The 17,516-nt window shown below is 69.5% G+C and carries 20 protein-coding genes; 15 read left to right on the plus strand and 5 right to left on the minus strand.

Annotated elements, in window-relative coordinates; all coding sequences use genetic code 11:
* Nucleotides 1–174 precede the first annotated feature (174 nt).
* The 6 genes from BHE75_RS04455 to BHE75_RS25170 all read left to right on the plus strand — a co-directional run bounded on the left by BHE75_RS04455 (nt 175) and on the right by BHE75_RS25170 (nt 6,154).
* Nucleotides 175–1,482 carry a sensor histidine kinase gene (locus tag BHE75_RS04455; RefSeq protein WP_015459465.1) on the plus strand — a complete coding sequence of 436 codons (1,308 nt, stop codon included), beginning with the start codon at nt 175–177 and terminating at the stop codon, nt 1,480–1,482.
* A gap of 137 nt (nt 1,483–1,619) precedes the next feature.
* Nucleotides 1,620–2,228 (plus strand): GAF domain-containing protein, encoded by a 609-nt coding sequence (locus tag BHE75_RS04460; RefSeq protein ID WP_254684361.1) that lies wholly within the window; start codon nt 1,620–1,622, stop codon nt 2,226–2,228.
* Nucleotides 2,229–2,337: 109 nt separating this feature from the next.
* Complete coding sequence (locus tag BHE75_RS04465) at nt 2,338–3,744, plus strand: aldehyde dehydrogenase family protein (protein ID WP_070935490.1); 1,407 nt, start codon at nt 2,338–2,340, stop codon at nt 3,742–3,744.
* A gap of 188 nt (nt 3,745–3,932) precedes the next feature.
* Nucleotides 3,933–5,207 (plus strand): SAM-dependent methyltransferase, encoded by a 1,275-nt coding sequence (locus BHE75_RS04470; RefSeq protein WP_070932702.1) that lies wholly within the window; start codon nt 3,933–3,935, stop codon nt 5,205–5,207.
* Between the two features lie 89 nt (nt 5,208–5,296).
* Nucleotides 5,297–5,809, plus strand: coding sequence for a hypothetical protein (locus BHE75_RS04475; RefSeq protein WP_139181640.1), 513 nt, complete (start codon nt 5,297–5,299; stop codon nt 5,807–5,809).
* 219 nt (nt 5,810–6,028) lie between these two features.
* Nucleotides 6,029–6,154 carry a hypothetical protein gene (locus BHE75_RS25170; protein ID WP_302622698.1) on the plus strand — a complete coding sequence of 42 codons (126 nt, stop codon included), beginning with the start codon at nt 6,029–6,031 and terminating at the stop codon, nt 6,152–6,154.
* 39 nt (nt 6,155–6,193) lie between these two features.
* Here the strand turns inward: BHE75_RS25170 and BHE75_RS04485 are convergent, their stop codons facing one another.
* The gene (locus tag BHE75_RS04485) at nt 6,194–7,486 is read right to left on the minus strand and encodes an MFS transporter (protein WP_015459471.1); all 1,293 of its coding nucleotides are present in this window, start codon (nt 7,484–7,486) and stop codon (nt 6,194–6,196) included.
* Between the two features lie 145 nt (nt 7,487–7,631).
* On the opposite strand from BHE75_RS04485, the gene pgsA reads away from it, so the two are divergent.
* Genes pgsA through BHE75_RS04500 form a run of 3 tightly spaced genes read left to right on the plus strand, consistent with a single transcriptional unit; the run spans nt 7,632 to nt 8,893 of the window.
* Nucleotides 7,632–8,180, plus strand: a complete 549-nt coding sequence (gene pgsA / locus BHE75_RS04490; protein WP_015459472.1) for a CDP-diacylglycerol--glycerol-3-phosphate 3-phosphatidyltransferase — start codon at nt 7,632–7,634, stop codon at nt 8,178–8,180.
* 6 nt (nt 8,181–8,186) lie between these two features.
* On the plus strand, nt 8,187–8,447 hold the full coding sequence (gene moaD / locus BHE75_RS04495) for a molybdopterin converting factor subunit 1 (protein ID WP_015459473.1): 261 nt from the start codon (nt 8,187–8,189) through the stop codon (nt 8,445–8,447).
* Nucleotides 8,444–8,893 carry a molybdenum cofactor biosynthesis protein MoaE gene (locus BHE75_RS04500; protein ID WP_070932708.1) on the plus strand — a complete coding sequence of 150 codons (450 nt, stop codon included), beginning with the start codon at nt 8,444–8,446 and terminating at the stop codon, nt 8,891–8,893. The genes moaD and BHE75_RS04500 overlap by 4 nt, the downstream gene beginning before the upstream one ends.
* On the opposite strand, the gene BHE75_RS04505 is transcribed toward BHE75_RS04500, so the two are convergent.
* Nucleotides 8,884–9,324: a GFA family protein gene (locus BHE75_RS04505; RefSeq protein WP_015459475.1), complete on the minus strand. Its 441-nt coding sequence runs from the start codon at nt 9,322–9,324 to the stop codon at nt 8,884–8,886. The two genes, BHE75_RS04500 and BHE75_RS04505, sit on opposite strands and share 10 nt — an antisense overlap.
* A gap of 38 nt (nt 9,325–9,362) precedes the next feature.
* Here BHE75_RS04505 and BHE75_RS04510 point away from each other — a divergent pair, with 38 nt between their 5' ends.
* Nucleotides 9,363–10,025 carry a hypothetical protein gene (locus BHE75_RS04510; RefSeq protein ID WP_070932710.1) on the plus strand — a complete coding sequence of 221 codons (663 nt, stop codon included), beginning with the start codon at nt 9,363–9,365 and terminating at the stop codon, nt 10,023–10,025.
* Nucleotides 10,026–10,027: 2 nt separating this feature from the next.
* Here the strand turns inward: BHE75_RS04510 and aroB are convergent, their stop codons facing one another.
* Together aroB and BHE75_RS04520 are read right to left on the minus strand one after the other, a co-directional pair.
* On the minus strand, nt 10,028–11,128 hold the full coding sequence (aroB, locus tag BHE75_RS04515; RefSeq protein WP_070932712.1) for a 3-dehydroquinate synthase: 1,101 nt from the start codon (nt 11,126–11,128) through the stop codon (nt 10,028–10,030).
* A complete protein-coding gene (locus BHE75_RS04520; protein ID WP_015459478.1) occupies nt 11,125–11,664 on the minus strand; it encodes a shikimate kinase in 540 nt (179 codons plus the stop codon). Before BHE75_RS04520 ends, aroB begins: the two co-directional genes overlap by 4 nt.
* A 93-nt stretch (nt 11,665–11,757) precedes the next feature.
* Between BHE75_RS04520 and BHE75_RS24365 the strand changes: the two genes are divergently transcribed.
* From BHE75_RS24365 to BHE75_RS04540, 5 genes are all read left to right on the plus strand, one after another.
* Nucleotides 11,758–11,895 carry a hypothetical protein gene (locus BHE75_RS24365; protein ID WP_015459479.1) on the plus strand — a complete coding sequence of 46 codons (138 nt, stop codon included), beginning with the start codon at nt 11,758–11,760 and terminating at the stop codon, nt 11,893–11,895.
* Nucleotides 11,876–13,717, plus strand: coding sequence for a hypothetical protein (locus BHE75_RS04525; protein ID WP_070932714.1), 1,842 nt, complete (start codon nt 11,876–11,878; stop codon nt 13,715–13,717). The genes BHE75_RS24365 and BHE75_RS04525 overlap by 20 nt, the downstream gene beginning before the upstream one ends.
* Before the next feature lie 16 nt (nt 13,718–13,733).
* Nucleotides 13,734–14,660 (plus strand): tyrosine-type recombinase/integrase, encoded by a 927-nt coding sequence (locus BHE75_RS04530; protein ID WP_051128747.1) that lies wholly within the window; start codon nt 13,734–13,736, stop codon nt 14,658–14,660.
* A gap of 9 nt (nt 14,661–14,669) precedes the next feature.
* Nucleotides 14,670–15,611 carry an acetyl-CoA carboxylase carboxyltransferase subunit alpha gene (locus BHE75_RS04535; RefSeq protein ID WP_015459482.1) on the plus strand — a complete coding sequence of 314 codons (942 nt, stop codon included), beginning with the start codon at nt 14,670–14,672 and terminating at the stop codon, nt 15,609–15,611.
* A gap of 67 nt (nt 15,612–15,678) precedes the next feature.
* Entirely contained in the window at nt 15,679–17,130 is a 1,452-nt protein-coding gene (locus BHE75_RS04540; protein ID WP_015459483.1) for a M48 family metalloprotease, read from the plus strand.
* 62 nt (nt 17,131–17,192) lie between these two features.
* On the opposite strand, the gene BHE75_RS04545 is transcribed toward BHE75_RS04540, so the two are convergent.
* The gene (locus BHE75_RS04545; protein WP_070932715.1) at nt 17,193–17,375 is read right to left on the minus strand and encodes a Flp family type IVb pilin; all 183 of its coding nucleotides are present in this window, start codon (nt 17,373–17,375) and stop codon (nt 17,193–17,195) included.
* Between the last annotated feature and the right edge of the window lie 141 nt (nt 17,376–17,516).

Below are 17,516 nucleotides of genomic sequence, written 5' to 3' on the forward strand. Positions count from 1 at the left end.
GGCCTTGAGCCGGCGATGAGCCAGCCGCCCGAGCCAGAAGCCGCGCCGCCGCCGTCTCCCGCAACGGAGGCGGTGCCGCTGCTTTATCGCCTGCCCGCCTTCCTGCGCCTGCTGCGCGCGCGGCTGCGGCCGCCGCCGTCCACCGCGCGATCCACCGGATCGCTCACGCGGCGGATGATCGTGATTTCGGCGGCGTGGATATTCGTGCTGCTGGTGGGCGGGGGCCTCGCGCTCGATCGCGTGCTTTCCTCCGCCATCACCCGCAATTTCGACGCGCAGCTCGAATATGTGCTGACGGCGATGATCGCATCGTCGGAAATCGGGCCGGACGGGGAGGTGCGCTTCAACCGGCCGCTCGCCGACCAGCGTTTCCTGGAGCCCTATTCGGGCCTTTATTACCAGATCAGCGGGCGCGGCTTCGAAACCTTCCGGTCGCGATCGCTGTGGGATCGGGCGCTGACGGTGAAGGCGCAGCATGGCGACGATTCGGTCCATGTCTATGACAGCCGTGAATTCGCCGACGAGCCGCTGCGCGTGCTGGAACGTGACGTGCGCCTGCCGGGATCGGGCACGCGCTGGCGCTTCCAGGTGGCGCAGGGGCGCGCGGCGCTGGACGAGCAGATCGCCACCCTGCGGCGCACGCTGGTGCGGTCCTTCGCCCTGCTGGGGCTGGGGCTGATCGTCGCGTCGGCCCTGCAGGCGACCTACGGCCTCTGGCCGCTGCGCAAGATAAGGCGCGGCATCAGCGCGGTGCGCGCCGGCCAGATCGCGCTGGTGGACGATGCCGTGCCCAACGAGATCGTGCCGCTGGTGGAGGAGCTGAACGCGCTGCTCGCCCATAATGAGAAGCAGGCGGAGGAAGCGCGCCGCCATGCCGGCAACCTCGCCCACGCGCTGAAGACGCCGCTCACCGTCATCATGAACGAGGCGACCGCCGGCAGCCCCGACCTCAAGGACACGGTGATCCGCGAGGCGACGACGATGCGCCGGCAGGTGGACCACCATCTCGCCCGCGCCCGCGCCGTCGGCCGGCGCGGCCAGATGCAGAGCCGGGCCGAGGTGTGGCCCGCGCTGAAGGCGGTGGAACGCGCCATGGCCCGGCTCCATCGCCATGTGACGGTGGACCTGGCCGGCGTGAAGGACGCCGCCGTCCATGTCGAGCATCAGGACCTCGAGGAGATCGTCGGCAACCTGATCGAGAATGCCGCCAAATATGGCCAGGGCCGCGTGTTCGTGGAGGTGAAGCGCGACGCCGGCTATGTCGAGATCATCGTCGAGGATGACGGCCCCGGCATTCCCGAGGCGGATCGGCGGGTGCTGTTCCATCGCGGCGCGCGGCTGGACACCGGCAAGCCGGGCACGGGCCTGGGCCTCGCCATCGTCCGCGATGTCGTGGAGATTTACGGCGGCACGGTCAGCCTGGAGGAGAGCGAGGATCTGGGCGGCCTGCTCGCGCGGCTGAGGCTGCCCGCGGCCGCCTGACATCCTTGCGGATGCCGCCGCCGAAGAATCGCATATCCGGCAGCTATGTGCGGAACGATCCGGTTTGAACGTATTTCTGCTCAAGGCACGGCGGATTCGCGTCCTATGCTTCGGAACGGGCAGGGGATATTGGGCTTGTGGTCGATCAACCCGGATATGGCCGCGATCGGATGAAGGGGATGGCGGGCTTCGCCGACGAGGACGACCGCTGGTATAGCCTCGCCTCGACGATCGAGCAGCTTGCCGGCGCCCGTTCCGACGATGAGGTGATCGATATGCTGCGCGGATCGGCGCGCAGCATCGTGGGCGCGGACGGCATCGCCGTGGTGCTCAAGGACGGGGACCAGTGCTTCTATGTGGCCGAGGATGCGGTGGAGCCGCTCTGGGCCGGCCAGCGCTTCCCGGCTGAAACCTGCGTGTCCGGCTGGGCGATGCGCCACCGCCAGACGGCCGTCATCCCCGATATCACCGCCGATCCCCGCGTGCCGATCGAGGCCTATCGGCAGACCTTCGTTCGCAGCCTGGTGATGGTGCCGATCGGGGCGCCCGCGGCCATCGCCGCGCTGGGGGCCTATTGGGATCGCATCCGCGTGCCGAAGAAGACCGAGGTGGCGATGCTGGAGGCGCTGGCGCGATCGGCCGCGACCGCGATCGAGAATGCCCGGCTGATCGCGCGGCTCCATGCGATGAATCGGGATCTGGCGCAGAGGCTTGCGGAGCTTGACGGGCGATCCGGCCGGCACTGATGGCCGGTCCTTCGGCCACCCCCTCCAAACGGACTAGGACCGACTCCTCCCCATCGCATAGCCTCCCCCGGAAACGCCGGCCCGAGCCGGCGGCATGGAGGATGACGAGATGGCCGAATATCAGATGCTGATCGATGGCGCGCTGACCGACGGATCGGCGGAGCTGGAGGTGGTGAACCCCGCGACCGGGCAGCCCTTCACCAGTGTCGCCCGCGCGTCCGAAGCCGATATGCTGCGCGCGATCGCCGCGGCCAAGGCGGCCCAGCCGGGCTGGGCGGCGAAGCCGCTCGCCGAACGGCAGGCGGCGCTGATGCGCCTGGCCGACGCGATCGACGCGAACGCCGCCGATCTCGCCCGCACGCTGGTGATGGAGCAGGGCAAGCCGCTGGAGCAGGCCCAGGCCGAAACCGCCTATGCCGCCGTGTTCATCCGCCATTTCGCCGCCCAGTCGCTGGAGCCGGAGACGGTGCAGGACGACGAGGCCTATCACATCCAGGCCCATTATCGTCCGCTGGGCGTGGTCGCCGGCATCACGCCGTGGAATTTCCCGCTGCTGATCGGCTGCTACAAGCTCGCGCCCGCCGTGCTCCTGGGCAACAGCTTCATCTGGAAGGCCGCGCCGACCACGCCCGTCACCGCGCTGATGATCGGGAAGCTGGCGAAGGACATCTTCCCCGCCGGCATCGTCAACGTGCTGGTCGACAAGAACGATCTCGGCGCGGTGCTGACCTCGCACCCCGATGTTGCCAAGATCAGCTTCACCGGTTCCACGCCCACCGGCCGCAAGGTGATGGAGGCGGCGGCATCCTCGCTCAAGCGGCTGACGCTGGAACTGGGGGGCAACGACGCCGGCATCGTCCTTCCCGACGCCGATATCGCCAAGACCGCGCAGCGCGCCGTGGGCAGCGCCTTCTTCAACGCCGGCCAGGTCTGCATCGCGCTGAAGCGCCTCTACGTCCACCGTTCCATCTATGAGGAGATGTGCGACGCGCTGGCGAGCGAGGTGGCGCAGCTCGCGCTGGGCGACGGGCTGGAGCAGGGCACCCGCGTCGGCCCGCTGCAGAACGCCCAGCAATATGAGAAGGCCAAGACCTATCTGGAGGCCGCCCACGCCGATGGCCGGGTGATCGCCGGCGGCCGCGCGCGCGCGGGCGGCGGTTACTTCATCGAGCCGACGCTGGTGCGCGACATCGGCGACGGATCGAAACTGGTGGACGAGGAGCAGTTCGCCCCGATCCTGCCGGTGATCGCCTATGACGACCCCGCCGACGTGATCGGCCGGGCCAATTCCTCCGAATATGGCCTGGGCGGATCGGTATGGTCCGAGGACATCGACAAGGCGGTGGCCGTCGCCAGCCAGATCGAAAGCGGCACGGTGTGGATCAACCACCATACCCATTTCGGCCCGCACATCCCCTTCGCGGGCGCCAAGCAATCGGGGCTCGGCGTGGAATTCGGCAAGGAGGGCCTCACCGAATTCGCCCAGCGCACGGTGATCAGCGTGTCGCGCGCCTGACCGGTGTTGCGGCGGCGGCGCCATCCCGCCGCCGCACCGGGGAGGAGCCGGCGTCGCCATCAAGCGCCGGTTCCTCCCCGTTTTTTGGGGCCCGGCCGGAGGCGCGGGGGAAAAGGCCGCGCCCTCTCTCTCCCGATTGCATTCGTCATCGACTTCGGCGCAAATGCGGGTCTGGGCTCGAGGACAGGATGAACGCCGAAAAACCCATGCGGGGCCGCCATCTGGTGACGGCCGATCGCGGATTTTCCACGGGCGGCGGCCTGTGGGCGCGGCTGCTGGCGCCCGGCTTCCGCCGGCTGCTGGACCATGTCGATCGCGGGCTGGAGGCGGGCGCGATCGATGCGACCCTGCCCGACGGCACCCGCCGGCTGCTGGGCGGCCGGGCGGACGGCCCCGTCGCCGTGGTCGACGTGAGGAACTGGCGCGCGCTGGTGCGGCTGATCACCGGCGGATCGATCGGCTGGTATCGCGCCTGGGCGGAAGGCGAATGGACCAGCCCCGATCCCGTGCCGCTGTTCGATCTGTTCATGCGCAATCGCGTGGCTTTGGGCGAGATCGGCCGGGCGCAGGGCCTGGGCCGGCTGGTCAACCGCCTGCGCCATGCGCTCCGCCGCAACGANCGCAGCGGCGCGCGGCGCAACATCGAATTCCACTACGATCTCGGCAATGATTTCTACGCCGCCTGGCTCGACGGGACGATGGCCTATTCCAGCGCCCGCTTCGCCGAGCCGATTTCGGCCGACGAGCCGCTGGAGGCCGCACAGGAGCGCAAGGTCAGGATGCTGCTCGACCGGCTGATGCTGAAGCCGGGGGATCATCTGCTGGAGATCGGCTGCGGCTGGGGCGGCCTCGCCGAGATCGCCGCGCGCGATTATGGCGCGCGGGTGACGGGCATCACGCTTTCGGCCGAGCAGAAGGCCTATGCCGAGGCGCGGATCGCCGCCGCGGGCTTCGCCGATCGCGTGGATTTCCGGCTGGTCGATTATCGCGATGTCCAGGGCCGCTTCGATGCGGTGGCCAGCGTCGAGATGGTGGAGGCGGTGGGCGAGGCCTATTGGCCGGCCTATCTGGAAGCGATCGCGCGGCTGCTGAAGCCGGGCGGCCGCGCCGGCATCCAGTTCATCGATATCGACGATGCGATCTTCGCCAATTATGCGACCGGCGCGGATTTCATCCAGGCCTATATCTTCCCCGGCGGGCTGCTGCTTTCGGAAAGCCGGTTCCGCGCCATCGCCGAGAAGGCGGGGCTGGCCTGGCAGGCGATCGACCGGTTCGGCCTGCATTATGCCGAAACGCTGCGGCGCTGGCGCGAACGCTTCGACCGGGCGGTGGCGGGCGGCGCGCTGCCGGCGGGGTTCGACGATGCCTTCGTGCGGCTGTGGCGTTACTACCTCATGTATTGCGAGGGCGGCTTTCGCGGGCGGGGAATCGATGTCGCGCAGGTGACGCTGGTGCGCGGCTGAAGCACGCCGCCGAACGATCGCACTTTATCGTTTCGGAACCGCAAGCGCCGCCATATGTTCGTTATCCCGAAGTCTGATGGGAGACGATGATGGCTGATACCCCGATCGGAGACGCCCCCGCCAAGCCGGTCCGCCGCCGGGCCGCCCGCTCGACCGCCAAATCGGCGACGACCAAGCGCACGGCACCCAAGGCCCCGGCGGCCGCCAAGCCCCGGACTGCGGCAAAGACGGCCCGGTCCGCCGCCGCCAAATCGGCGCCGGCCAAGCCCGCCACCCGCGCCCGCGCGGCGATCGACAAGGTGGAAGCGGAGGTGAGCGCGCTGGCGAAATCGGCCTCCACCCGCGCCAAGGCCACGGCGAGCAAGGCGAAGGCCACCGCCGCCAAGGCGAAGGACAAGCTGCCGCCGGCCACCTCGCGCAACGTCGCCATCGGTGCTGCGGCCGCGGTCGTCGCGGTAGGCGCCGGCATCGCGGCGACGCTGGGGCGCAAGAAGATCGCGGCCACATCGGGCGAGATCGTCGAATCGGTGAAGAAATCGATCGCCAAGGCGCGGACGAAGAAACCGCCGACGACACCGGGCGGCGGCTCCACGCCGCTCTGACGGCCGACCGGGCTGCTGCGATGTCCCGTCCCGCGACGGGACATCGCCCCGCAAATTCCGCAGGCGACAGAATCGTTACCAAGGCGTTAAGCCTTGCATATGATCGAGGCACGCACGGGATTTGGTGCCGGCCGTGGCACCCCATATCGATCGCCGGGCAGGGCGGGGCGACGGATTCGCCCGCTCCTCGCCGGTGCTGTCATCCGGCCGGCGGCGTCCGTGCCGCTGGCGCGGGGCGAAGCGCTGCCGGCGGACGCGGAATCGGGCTGGAAGGCCGAGGATGCGCGGCTGTTCGCGATCACCTTCGCGGCGGGATTCCTGTTCTTCCTGACCTTCCTGGGCTGAAGGGCCTTTCGTCCGGAGCCGGAGCGGGCATCGGCCCCGTCAGTCGCAGGCGCAGTGCAGCTTCCAGGCGATCCAGGCCGAAACCAGGCACATGGCGGCGACCAGCAGCAGCGACTGGACGACGGTGACGCCCATCGCTGTCAGCCCCATGATCGCCAGCGATCCCAGCACCATCGCCCCTGAATTGACGATATTGTTGGCGGCGACGGTGCGCGCCGTCTGATCCTTGGCGACGGTGGTGGTGAGGAAGGCGTAGAGCGGCACCACGAACATGCCGCCGCACACCGCCACCCCGAACAGGGCGGCGAACACCTCGATCGCGCCGGGATGGTGCGTGAATTCGGCGAGGCTGTAGAGATGCCCTTCCGGCTGCCCCTGCCAGCCATTGGCGACGTGGAACATGAACAGCACCGCCATGCCCATCGCGATCACGGCCGCCGGCGCGTAGCGGGCGGAGACATGGGCGCCGAGCAGGCGGTTGATGAGCACCGATCCGATGGCGACGCCGACCGAGAAGATGCCGAGGAACAGGCTGGCGACGGTTTCGTCGGCGGTGAACACGTTCTTCACCAGCGGCGGGAAGATCACCACCAGGATCGATCCGATCGCCCAGAAGAAGCTGATCGCGCAGATCGCCAGGAACAGGCGGGGGATGTGCATCGTCGCCGATACCAGCCGGATCGAGGAGCGGACGATGTGGAAATCGAGCGGCGGCGTATCGCCCAGCGGCGGGGCCGGCGGCACCTGCCGGCCGGAAAGCCAGCCCAGCGCCGCGACGCCGAGGACGGTGACGGCCACCGCGCCCTCGTTGCGGCTCATGAAACCCGCCAGGATCGTGCCGGCGAGGATGGCGATATAGGTGCCGGCCTCGACCAGCCCGGTGCCGCCCAGCACCTCATCCTCCTTTAGATGCTGGGGCAGGATCGCGTATTTTATCGGGCCAAAGAAGGTGGAATGGACACCCATTGCCAGCACCGCCAGCAGCATCAGCCCGATCGACCAGCCTTGCGCCACGGACGACAGCAGCAGGCCGGTGGCGCCCACGGCCATGATGCCGATTTCCGCCGTCTTCACCAGCCGGACGATGCGGGCCTTGTCGCGGGTGTCGGCAAGCTGGCCGGAAAGCGCGGACAGCAGGAAGAAGGGCAGGATGAACAGGCCGGTGGCGATGGCGTTGAACCAGGCTTCGACGCGGGGGTCCGAATAGACCTCGTAGGTGACGAACAGCACCATCGCGGTCTTGAAGAGGTTGTCGTTGAAAGCCCCCAGGAACTGGGTGACGAACAGCGGCAGGAACCGCCTTCTGGCTAGAAGCCCTATCGATGCATGCATGCCGAGCGTGGTTCGCCTTGTTCTTATCGGTCGCGCTGCATAGCCCATGGGCGGGGCGGGACCAAGCATTGTCGCCCGCCATGGCATCGCCATGCCGATCGCACTCCCCAAGGCCGGCAAAGCGCGCTAAGACGATGCCCGAAACATGCTGACCTTGCCCAATATCCTTACGCTTTCGCGCATTCTGGCGGTGCCGATCCTGGTATTCCTGCTGTGGAAGCCGGGCTGGTACGATTATGCGCTGGCCTTCGGCCTCTATGTGCTGATGGGCGTTACCGATTATTTCGACGGCTATCTCGCCCGCGCGCGGGGCACGGTTTCGAAGCTGGGCGTGTTCCTCGATCCGATCGCCGACAAGATCATGGTGGCGGCGGTGATCGTGATGCTCGTCTTCACCCGCGATATCGACGGCTATGCCGTGATCGCGGCGCTGGTGATCCTGCTGCGCGAGATCGCGGTTTCGGGCCTGCGCGAATTCCTGGCGGACCTGCGCGTATCGGTGCCGGTGAGCCAGCTTGCCAAGTGGAAGACGACCTTCCAGCTCGTCTCGCTGGGCGCGCTGATCCTGGCGGGCGCGGTGCCGCAATGGCCGTGGGTGGCCTGGGTCGGCTTCTTCAGCCTGTGGATGGCCGCCGCGCTCACCCTGCTGACCGGCTGGGATTATCTGCGCGTCGGCCTGAAGCATATGGACTAGGTGCCCATGGCGGCGATCGAGATGCTCTATTTTGCCTGGGTGCGCGAGGCGATCGGCACCGGCGCCGAAACGGTGACGCCGCCCGAGGGCGTCGCGACGCTGGGCGATCTCGTCGGCTGGCTTTCCGGCCGCTCGCCCGGCCATGCCACAGCCTTCGCCGAGCCGCATCGGCTGCGCGCGGCGATCGACCAGGATTTCGTGGATTTCGCGGCGCCGATCGCCGGCGCGCGGGAAATCGCGCTCTTTCCCCCGGTCACGGGGGGATGAGGGACATCCGCGTCCAGATCGAGCGCTTCGATCCGGGCGAGGAACTGGCCCGGCTGGAGGCGCTGGGCGGCGGCGGGGTGGCGAGCTTCACCGGCATCGTCCGGGGCGAGGGCGGCCTTGTCGAGCTGCTGCTGGAACATCATCCCGGCATGACCGCAAAGGCGATGGCGCGCATCGCGGCCGAGGCCGAACGGCGCTGGCCGCTGCTGGGGCTGACGCTGATCCACCGCCATGGGCCGATGGCGCCGGGGGAGCGGATCGTGTTCGTCGGCACGGCGGCCATGCATCGCGGCCCGGCGCTGGAGGCCTCGGCCTTCCTGATCGACTGGCTGAAGACGGCCGCCCCCTTCTGGAAGCGCGAGCGCTTCGCCGACGGGCGCGAAGCCTGGGTGGAGCCGCGCGCGGGCGACGCGGCGGCGGCCGCGCGCTGGGACGATCAGGGCTGACCGGCGGGCTCGAAACGGAGATAGCCGGCAAGGCGGGGGCCGGATGCCGCCATGTCCCTGGGATGATGCACGCCGTCCAGCACCGGCACCTCGGTGAAATCGAACGGGCTCAGCCCTTCCAGGCAGGCGACGTTGACGCCATATTGCTGCGGGTTGGAGCGGCGTTGATGATGCGTGTAGATTCCGCAATGACGGCAGAAATGGTGCTTCGCCGTCATGGTGTTGAACTGGTAGGTCGCGATCGCATCCTCGCCCGCGAGGATGGTGATGCCGGAAAGGTCGGCCGAAACCGCCACCGCGCCCCGCATCCGGCAATAGCTGCAGGTGCAGCGGCGCGCGGTGCGCAGCCCGTCCGTCAATTTCACGCGGAAGCGGACGCGGCCGCAATGGCAGGCGCCGTCGATCTCGCCGATATCCATGTCCACGCCCATATTCCGCCTCCGTCCCTTCTTTAACCGGAACGACAAGCATGAACGAAGCCGATAGCGCCAGCGAGAAAAGGGCCGAGGAAGCCGCGGCCATCCGCCGCCGCTGGATCACGCTGGGCGAGGTGCTGGCCGTGCTGGCGGTCGCCATCTCGGCGCTCACGCTCTGGCTGAACTGGTCGCAGCGCCGGGGCGAGGCGGTCGAGAAGGCGGCGCAATCCACGCGCGAGACGGCGCGGGCGGCGACGCTCGTGCTCGGCGCCGCGCCCGAGGATCGCGGCGCCCGGCTGGCGATACGGCCGGTTTCCCCTTCCCAATCGGTGCAGAGCCAGACGATCCGCTTTCCGGCCGCGATCGGCGCCGACCCGGTCGAGACCACCGGCGAGCCGCGGATCGAGGCGCGCTGGTTCGATGCCGGGCTGAAGAAGGCGCGCAACCGCGCCGGCCTGCAGGACGACAGCCGGGGCGACGAGCGGCTGCCGGTGCTGATCGAAACCCGCTTCCTCGTCGATGGCGAGGCGCATGACGATATCGCCGTCTACGACATCGGCTACACCATACGCGGCCAGATGCTGAGCGGCCATCAGGTGACGCTGCGCGGGCTTTCGCTGGTGAAGCGGATCAAAGGCGGGGCGGGCGCCGACAAGGCCGGCCCCGCAGCGCTCGACGCCCGCTGGAACAGGCTCGTCCCCGCGAAGCGCGACTGAACTCAGCGCGCCTCGTCGAGGAAGGCGGCCACCTCGGCCAGGTCGACATCCTTCGCCAGGAAGGTCCGGCCGATCCCGCGCGCCAGCAGGAAGGGCAGGCGCCCGCCCTCCATCTTCTTGTCGTGCATCATGTGCGCGACCAGCGCCTGGCCCGAGGCCGCGACGCCCGCATCGGCGAGCGTGGCCGGCAGGCCGACGGCGGACAGGTGGGTGGCGACGCGCGCGGCGTCCTCCGCCGGGCACAGCCCCATGCGCGCGGAGAAGGCGAAGGCCAGCGCCATGCCGGCGGCAACCGCCTCGCCATGCAGCAGGCGATCGGAAAAGCCGGTCTCCGCCTCCAGCGCGTGGCCGAAGGTGTGGCCGAGGTTGAGGAGCGCGCGGCGGCCGCTGGTCTCGCGTTCATCCTCGCCGACGATCGCGGCCTTGGCGGCGACGCTGCGGTGGATGGCATGTTCGCGGGCGTCGGCGTTGCCGGCGAGGAGCGCGGGCGCGTTCGCCTCGCACCAGCCAAAGAAGCCGGCATCGTCGATCAGGCCGTATTTCACGACCTCGGCATAGCCGGCGCGGACCTCGCGCGCGGGCAGCGTATCGAGCGTCGCGGGATCGATCAGCACATAGGCCGGCTGGTAGAAGCTGCCGATCAGGTTCTTGCCGGCGCGGGCGTTGATCGCCGTCTTGCCGCCGACCGAGGAATCGACCTGCGACAGAAGCGTGGTCGGCACCTGCACGAAGCCACAGCCGCGCTTGAGGATCGAGGCGGCGAAGCCGGTGAGATCGCCGATCACGCCGCCGCCCAGCGCGATGATGTTGTCGTTGCGCTCCACCTCGCGATCGAGCAGCCAGTCGGTCACGCGCTCGAGGCTGGCCCAGCTCTTGGTCGCCTCGCCCGAAGGGAGGATGATGACGGCGTGGGCGATGCCGACGGCGTCCAGGCTGGCGGTGAGCCGGCCGAGCTGCGCCTGCGCCACGGCCTCGTCCGTGACGATGGCGAAGCGGCCGCGCCGCGCGAAGGGGGCGAGCAGATCGCCCGCGCGATCGAGCGCGCCGGCCATGATGTCGATCGCATAGCTGCGATCACCCAGGGCGACCTCGACACGGCTCATAGCTTCAAGGCCCTCATGATGGCATCGACGGTGGCGTCGTGCGGCAGCGGCTGGCTGCGCACGCGGATCGGCGCCAGCGCGTAGACCGGATTGCGGATGGCGGCGAGCTCGCTCAGCACCTCGCGCGGATCGCGATCCTTGAGCAGCGGGCGCCCGTCGCGCCGGCCGACGCGATCGACCAGCACCTCGATATCGGCGTCCAGCCAGATGGCGGTCGCCTTGTCGAGAATCAGCTTGCGGGTTTCATCCTGCATGAAGGCGCCGCCGCCGGTCGCCACCACCTTGGGCGATCCGTCGATCAGCCGCTGGATCACCCGGCGTTCGCCGCTGCGGAACTCCGCCTCGCCGAATCGCTCGAAGATTTCGGGGATCGAAAGCCCGGCCGCGACCTCGATCTCGTGATCGGCATCGACGAAGGGAAGATGCAGGCGGGATGCCAGCCGGCGGCCGACGGTGGACTTGCCCGATCCCATCAGCCCGACCAGCACGATCGGCCGGCGGAGCGCGGCGTGGGAGGAATGGAGGGTATGCGGCATTGCGCGGGGGCTATACACAGAGCGGCGGCATCGGGCAAAAGCCGCGTGCCGGCTGCCTGGCGGCCGTCCAGGATTGGCGATCAAGGGAAGAATATGTCGCGTTTCGGGATCATCCTCATCGTCCTGCTGATCGTGCTTGTCGGCGGCGTCATATTCCTGTCGACGGTGGACACCGAAGTGCCGCCGGTGCGCGTGGAAAAGGCGATGCTGAATGAAGCTGCCGCGAAATAAGCTGGTCCTAGCCGCGCTGCTGGGCGGCGCGGCGCTGGGACCGGCGCTCTGGCCGGCCATGGGGCAGCAGGCCCCCGAATCGCTGTTGCCGCCCGGCTTCGGCGATCCTGCGCCCGCGCCGCCGGCGCAGCCCGCCCAACCCGCACTGCCGAGCCGGCCCGCCGCGCCCGCCCCCGCGCCGGGCGCGCCGGCCGATCTGCTGCCGCCGGTCCCGCCGCCGGAAATGGCGGCGGAGGCGGCAGCACCGGAGGAGAAGAGCGCGGCCGAGCTTGCCGCCGATGCGGAGAAGGCGGCCGAGCTGGAGCTGCCCGACGCCGCCCGCCGGCCGATCGACACGGTGGGTGTGCTCGACGATCGCTGGGGCATGAGCGGCGATGCGTTCGGCGATGCCGGCGGGCGGATGCTCACCGGCCTGATGCGGCGCACCGCCGCGCCGATGCCGTCGCGCTGGGCCTCCATCGTGCTGCGCCGCGCGCTGCTGTCGCGCGTGCCGGCGCCGCGCGGCGCGCAGCCGCAGGATTGGGTGGCGGAGCGCGCCTGGCTGCTGCTGCGCATGGGCGAGGCCGATGGCGCGCGCATGCTGGTGCAGAAGGTGGATGTCGACCGCTTCAACCCCCGCCTGCTTTCGATCGCGGCGCAGACGGCGCTCGCCACCGCCGATCCGGCGGCGCTCTGCCCGCTCACCGGGGCGGCGGGCGGCAGCAGCGAGCCGATCTGGCCGATGGCGACGGCGATATGCGCGGCGCTGGCCGGCGATTCGGCGGTGTCCGGCGCGCTGATCGATCGCACGCGCGCTCGCGGTATCGCGCGCGGCATCGATACGCTGCTCGCGGAAAAGGTGATCGGCGCCGGCAGCAATGGCCGCCGCGCCGTCACCATCGAATGGACGGGCGTGAGCAAGCTCACCAGCTGGCGCTTCGGCATGGCGACGGCGACCAACGTGCCCATCCCCGATTCGCTCTACGCCACGGTCGGCCCGCAGGCGCGGGCCTGGGCGGCGCGCGCGCCGCTGCTGGCCGCGCCCACCCGCATCGCGCCGGCGCGGGTCGCGGCGGCGCTGGGGGTGTTCTCCAACGCGGCGCTGGTCGACCTTTACGGCACGGTCGCCGAGCAGACCGACGAGGCGGAGATCGCCGCCAGCGATGCCGGCCGGCTGCGCGCCGCTTATGTGGGGGAGGATGCCGCCGCCCGCATGGAGGCGATCCGTGCCCTCTGGGGCGGCGCCACCGGCCCGCGCGACCGCTATGCCGCCGCGATCCTCACCGCGCGGGCGGCGGCGCGGATCGCGCCCGACAAGGAATGGGCGAACGATGCCGCCGCGCTGATCGGATCGATGCTGTCGGCGGGCCTCGATTACCAGGCCGAACGCTGGGCGCCGGTGGTGAAGGGCATGGGCGGATCGGCCGGCGACGACGCCTGGGCGCTGCTTGCCGTCGGCGCGCCGGCGCCGGTGGTGGATGCCAGCGCCGGCCGGGTGGAGGATTATGTCGGCCGCCGGGGGGACGAGGGCGCGCACCGGGCGCGGCTGCTGGTGGCGGCGCTGGCGGGGCTGGGCCGTGTCTCCGCCGCCGATGCCGCCCGGCTGGGCCAGAAGGCCGGGGTGAACCTTGCCCATCAGGATGCCTGGACGCAGGCGATTGATACTGCCGCCGCGCGCGGGCAGGCGGGCACGGTGGCGCTGCTCGTCGCCGCCGGCATGCAGACGCGCGACTGGGCGGGCGTGCCGCCGCAATATTTCAGCCATATGCTGGCCGCGCTCCGCCGGGTCGGCCTGGAAGGCGAGGCGCGGATGATGGCGGCGGAGGCGATGACGCGCGCGTGATCCGCGAGAGGCACTGATGGGGAAAGCAGGGGTGGATGGCCTGGAAGCCGGCGAGGACGGCCGCGCCATCGCCCGTTTCCTGGAGATGATGGCGGCCGAGGCGGGATCGGCGCGCAACACGCTGATCGCCTACGGCACCGACCTGAAAGGGGCTTCCGCCGTGCTGGGGGCGCGGCTGGCGGCGGCCGACGAGGGCGCGCTGGGCCGGCTGGCGGAGGCGTGGGCCGATCTTTCCCCCGCTACGGCGGCGCGCAAGGCGGCGGCGCTGCGGCGCTTCTTCGCCTTTCTGGTGGATGAGGGGATGCGCGCCGACGATCCTTCCGCCGCCCTGCCGCGCCCGCAGACGCGCCGTGCCCTGCCGCGCACGCTGGATCGCGGCGATGTCGACCGGCTGTTCGCCGAGCTGGAGCGCCGGCAGGCGGCGGACCCGTCGCCGGCCAATCTCAGGCTGACGGCGCTCATCGAGCTGCTCTACGGATCGGGGCTGCGCGCGACCGAGCTGGTTTCCCTGCCCCGCCGGGCGTTGCGGCCGGACCAGCCCTTCCTGATCCTGAAGGGCAAGGGCGGGCGCGAGCGGCTGGTGCCGATATCCGATCGTGCGCGCGCGGCCGTCGCCGCCTGGGGCGTGAAGGTGCCGGTGGACAGCCCGTGGCTGTTCCCTTCGGGCAAGAGCCATCTTTCGCGCATCCGCCTTTATCAGCTGCTGAAGATATTGGCGGCGGACGCGGGCGTGCCGCCCGACCGGATCAGCCCGCACGTGCTGCGCCACGCCTTCGCCACCCATCTGCTGGAAGGCGGGGCGGACCTGCGCGCGCTGCAGCTGATGCTGGGCCATGCCGACATCGCAACCACCCAGATCTACACCCATGTGGACAGCCGCCGGCTGGTCGAGCTGGTCAATGCGCGCCATCCGCTCGTTGACGTGTTGCCAAAGCGGGCTTAACCGCGCTGCATGGTCGCTTTCCTCGAATTCGAAAAACCGATTGCCGAACTGCAGAACCGTATCGCCGATTTGCGCGAGACGGCCGAGGCCGGCACGGTCGATATCGCCGCCGAGGTCGCGAGGCTGGAGGCGAAATCGGACAAGCTGCTGCGCGACACCTATGCGCGGCTGACGCCCTGGCAGAAGACCCAGGTGGCGCGCCACCCGGAACGGCCGCACCTGAAGGATTATCTGGCGGGCTTCGTCAGCGATTTCGTGCCGCTGGCGGGCGACCGCGCCTTTGCCGACGATCTCGCCATCATCGGCGGCCTCGGCCGGATCGGCGGGCGCCGCGTGGTGGTGATCGGCCATGAGAAGGGCGACGATACCGCCAGCCGCATCCGCCACAATTTCGGCATGGCGAAGCCCGAGGGCTATCGCAAGGCGATCCGCCTGATGAAGCTGGCCGACCGCTTCGGCCTGCCGGTGGTGAGCCTGGTCGATACGTCCGGCGCCTTCCCCGGCATCCAGGCGGAGGAGCGCGGCCAGGCGGAAGCGATCGCGCGGTCGACCGAGGCCTGCCTGGAACTGGGCGTGCCGATGGTGGCGGCCGTGGTGGGCGAGGGCGGATCGGGCGGCGCGGTGGCGCTGGCGGCCGCGAACCGCGTGCTGATGTTCGAACATGCGATCTATTCGGTGATCTCGCCCGAGGGCGCGGCCTCGATCCTGTGGCGCACGTCGGACAAGGCGCCCGACGCCGCCGATGCCATGCGCATCACCGCGCAGGATCTGGAAAAGCTGGGCGTGGCCGATCGCATCGTGCCGGAACCGGTGGGCGGCGCCCATCGCGATCCGGCGGTGGCGATCGCGGCGCTGGCGCAGGCGATCGGCGAGGAGCTGGACGCGCTGGCCGGCAAGTCCGCGGCCGAGCTGAAGGCCGAACGCCGCCGGAAATTCCTGACCATCGGTTGACAATCCGCACGGAACCCGTCCGAAATCGCCGGGTTGAACGGGCGATGACCGATCGTGGGAGAGGCGAATGAAGCGGATCGTGGCATGGGGCGTCGCGGCGTCCCTGCTGGGTTATGCCGGCTATGGCGCGGCGCAGCAGGCGCAGAGCATATCGGCCGCCGACAAGAAGGCGGGGGCGGCCGCGCATCCCCAGTTGCTGCAGGAATTCGGCGGGGCCTTTCCGGGGGCGACGGCCAATTATGTGACCGGCGTGGGCCGCAAGATCGCCGTGCAATCGGGGCTGGCCAATTCGCAATCCGAATTCACGATCACGCTGCTCAATTCGCCGGTGAACAACGCCTTCGCGATACCGGGCGGCTATGTCTACACCACCCGCGCGCTGGTGGGCCTGATGAACGACGAGGCGGAGCTGGCTTCCGTGCTGGGCCATGAGGTGGGGCATGTCGCCGCGCGCCATTCGGCCAAGCGGCAGGAAGCGCAGCAGCGCAACAGCATATTGGGGGCGCTGCTCGGCCTCGGGCTGGGGGCGATCGCCGGCGATTCGGGGCTGGGGCAGCTGCTCCAGCAGGGGGCGGGGCAGGCGGCCCAGCTCATGACCCTGCGCTATTCGCGCAAGCAGGAATATGAGGCCGACGATCTCGGCATCCGCTATCTCTATTCGGCCGGCTATGACACGCTGGCGTCGTCCACCATGCTCGCCTCGCTCGCGGCGCAGACCACGCTCGACGCGCGCGATCAGGGCGGCGAGGCGCGCAACCTGCCCGAATGGGCGAGCACCCACCCCGATCCCGCCGGCCGCGTCGTCCGCGCCCGGCAGAAGGCGCAGGCGATGGGCGGCACCGGACGGATACGGAACCGCGATGCTTTCCTGAACGCGGTGGACGGCCTGCTCTATGGCGACGATCCGCATCAGGGCGTGGTGGACGGGCGGACCTTCCGCCACCCCGACCTGCGCATCGCCTTCACCGTGCCGCAGGGCTTCGCCCTTTCCAACGGCAGCGATGCGGTGTCGATCAGCGGCAGCGGCGGGCAGGCGCAATTTTCCGGCGGCAAGCTCGGCGGATCATTGGCCGCCTATATCGACGGGGTCTATCGGCAGCTCGGCGGGCAGGGGAGCGTCGGCAATGTGCAGACGACGCAGATCAACGGCGTCGATACCGCTTATGCCGTCACCCGCGCGCAGACCAAGCAGGGCCAGGTGGACGTGGGCGTGATCGCTTATTCCATGGGCAATGGCAGCGCCTATCATTTCGTGACGATCGCACCGGCAGGGCGCGGGTTAGGCCCGTTCCAGCCGATGGTGCAGAGCTTCAGCCGGCTGAGCCCGGCGCAGGCGGCCGCCATCCACCCCCGCCGGATCGACGTGGTGACGGTGAAGGCGGGCGATACGGTGCAGAGCCTGAGCCAGCGCATGGCCTATGACACGCTGAAGCAGGAACGCTTCCTGACGATCAACGGCCTGGATGCCGGCGCCCGGCTGGCGCCGGGGCAGCGGGTGAAGCTGATCGTCTGGGGATAAGAAAAAGGCGGCGGATCTGGTGATCCGCCGCCCGATTCTGCGTTCTTCAGAGAGAGCTAACCTTAGTTGCTCTTGGCGTTGCCTTCCGCCAGCTTACCATCGACCGTGGTGAAGGTTTCGTTCAGCGTGGTACCCAGCTGGCTCATGATGCCCACGCAGGCAACGGCGATCAGGGCAGCGATCAGGCCATATTCGATGGCGGTGGCGCCGACCTTGTTCTTCAGAAGTTTGCGAAAAAACTGCATATCCGGTCTCCGTCGTTCCATTGTCCGGGAAGTGTTCCGTCTTCCCCCGCCGAAGCCTTCCGGGGCCCGACGCCCATGATCCTGGCCCTGCGCTGGTTGAGAAATATTTAATGCGAATCCAGAAATAACCTGAAAGTTCGC

It is taken from the genome of Edaphosphingomonas haloaromaticamans, from assembly GCF_001853345.1.
GTDB lineage: Bacteria > Pseudomonadota > Alphaproteobacteria > Sphingomonadales > Sphingomonadaceae > Sphingomonas_E > Sphingomonas_E fennica.

Excerpts from the sequence above, each read along its gene's own strand:
- BHE75_RS04455 (WP_015459465.1), top strand. The coding sequence starts at position 175 with ATGATCGTGATTTCGGCGGCGTGGATATTCGTGCTGCTGGTGGGCGGG.
- BHE75_RS04465 (WP_070935490.1), top strand. The coding sequence starts at position 2,338 with ATGGCCGAATATCAGATGCTGATCGATGGCGCGCTGACCGACGGATCG.
- BHE75_RS04475 (WP_139181640.1), top strand. The coding sequence starts at position 5,297 with ATGGCTGATACCCCGATCGGAGACGCCCCCGCCAAGCCGGTCCGCCGC.
- BHE75_RS04485 (WP_015459471.1), bottom strand. The coding sequence starts at position 7,486 with ATGCATGCATCGATAGGGCTTCTAGCCAGAAGGCGGTTCCTGCCGCTG.
- pgsA (WP_015459472.1), top strand. The coding sequence starts at position 7,632 with ATGCTGACCTTGCCCAATATCCTTACGCTTTCGCGCATTCTGGCGGTG.
- moaD (WP_015459473.1), top strand. The coding sequence starts at position 8,187 with ATGGCGGCGATCGAGATGCTCTATTTTGCCTGGGTGCGCGAGGCGATC.
- BHE75_RS04500 (WP_070932708.1), top strand. The coding sequence starts at position 8,444 with ATGAGGGACATCCGCGTCCAGATCGAGCGCTTCGATCCGGGCGAGGAA.
- BHE75_RS04505 (WP_015459475.1), bottom strand. The coding sequence starts at position 9,324 with ATGGGCGTGGACATGGATATCGGCGAGATCGACGGCGCCTGCCATTGC.
- BHE75_RS04510 (WP_070932710.1), top strand. The coding sequence starts at position 9,363 with ATGAACGAAGCCGATAGCGCCAGCGAGAAAAGGGCCGAGGAAGCCGCG.
- aroB (WP_070932712.1), bottom strand. The coding sequence starts at position 11,128 with ATGAGCCGTGTCGAGGTCGCCCTGGGTGATCGCAGCTATGCGATCGAC.
- BHE75_RS04520 (WP_015459478.1), bottom strand. The coding sequence starts at position 11,664 with ATGCCGCATACCCTCCATTCCTCCCACGCCGCGCTCCGCCGGCCGATC.
- BHE75_RS24365 (WP_015459479.1), top strand. The coding sequence starts at position 11,758 with ATGTCGCGTTTCGGGATCATCCTCATCGTCCTGCTGATCGTGCTTGTC.
- BHE75_RS04525 (WP_070932714.1), top strand. The coding sequence starts at position 11,876 with ATGAAGCTGCCGCGAAATAAGCTGGTCCTAGCCGCGCTGCTGGGCGGC.
- BHE75_RS04530 (WP_051128747.1), top strand. The coding sequence starts at position 13,734 with ATGGGGAAAGCAGGGGTGGATGGCCTGGAAGCCGGCGAGGACGGCCGC.
- BHE75_RS04535 (WP_015459482.1), top strand. The coding sequence starts at position 14,670 with ATGGTCGCTTTCCTCGAATTCGAAAAACCGATTGCCGAACTGCAGAAC.
- BHE75_RS04540 (WP_015459483.1), top strand. The coding sequence starts at position 15,679 with ATGAAGCGGATCGTGGCATGGGGCGTCGCGGCGTCCCTGCTGGGTTAT.
- BHE75_RS04545 (WP_070932715.1), bottom strand. The coding sequence starts at position 17,375 with ATGCAGTTTTTTCGCAAACTTCTGAAGAACAAGGTCGGCGCCACCGCC.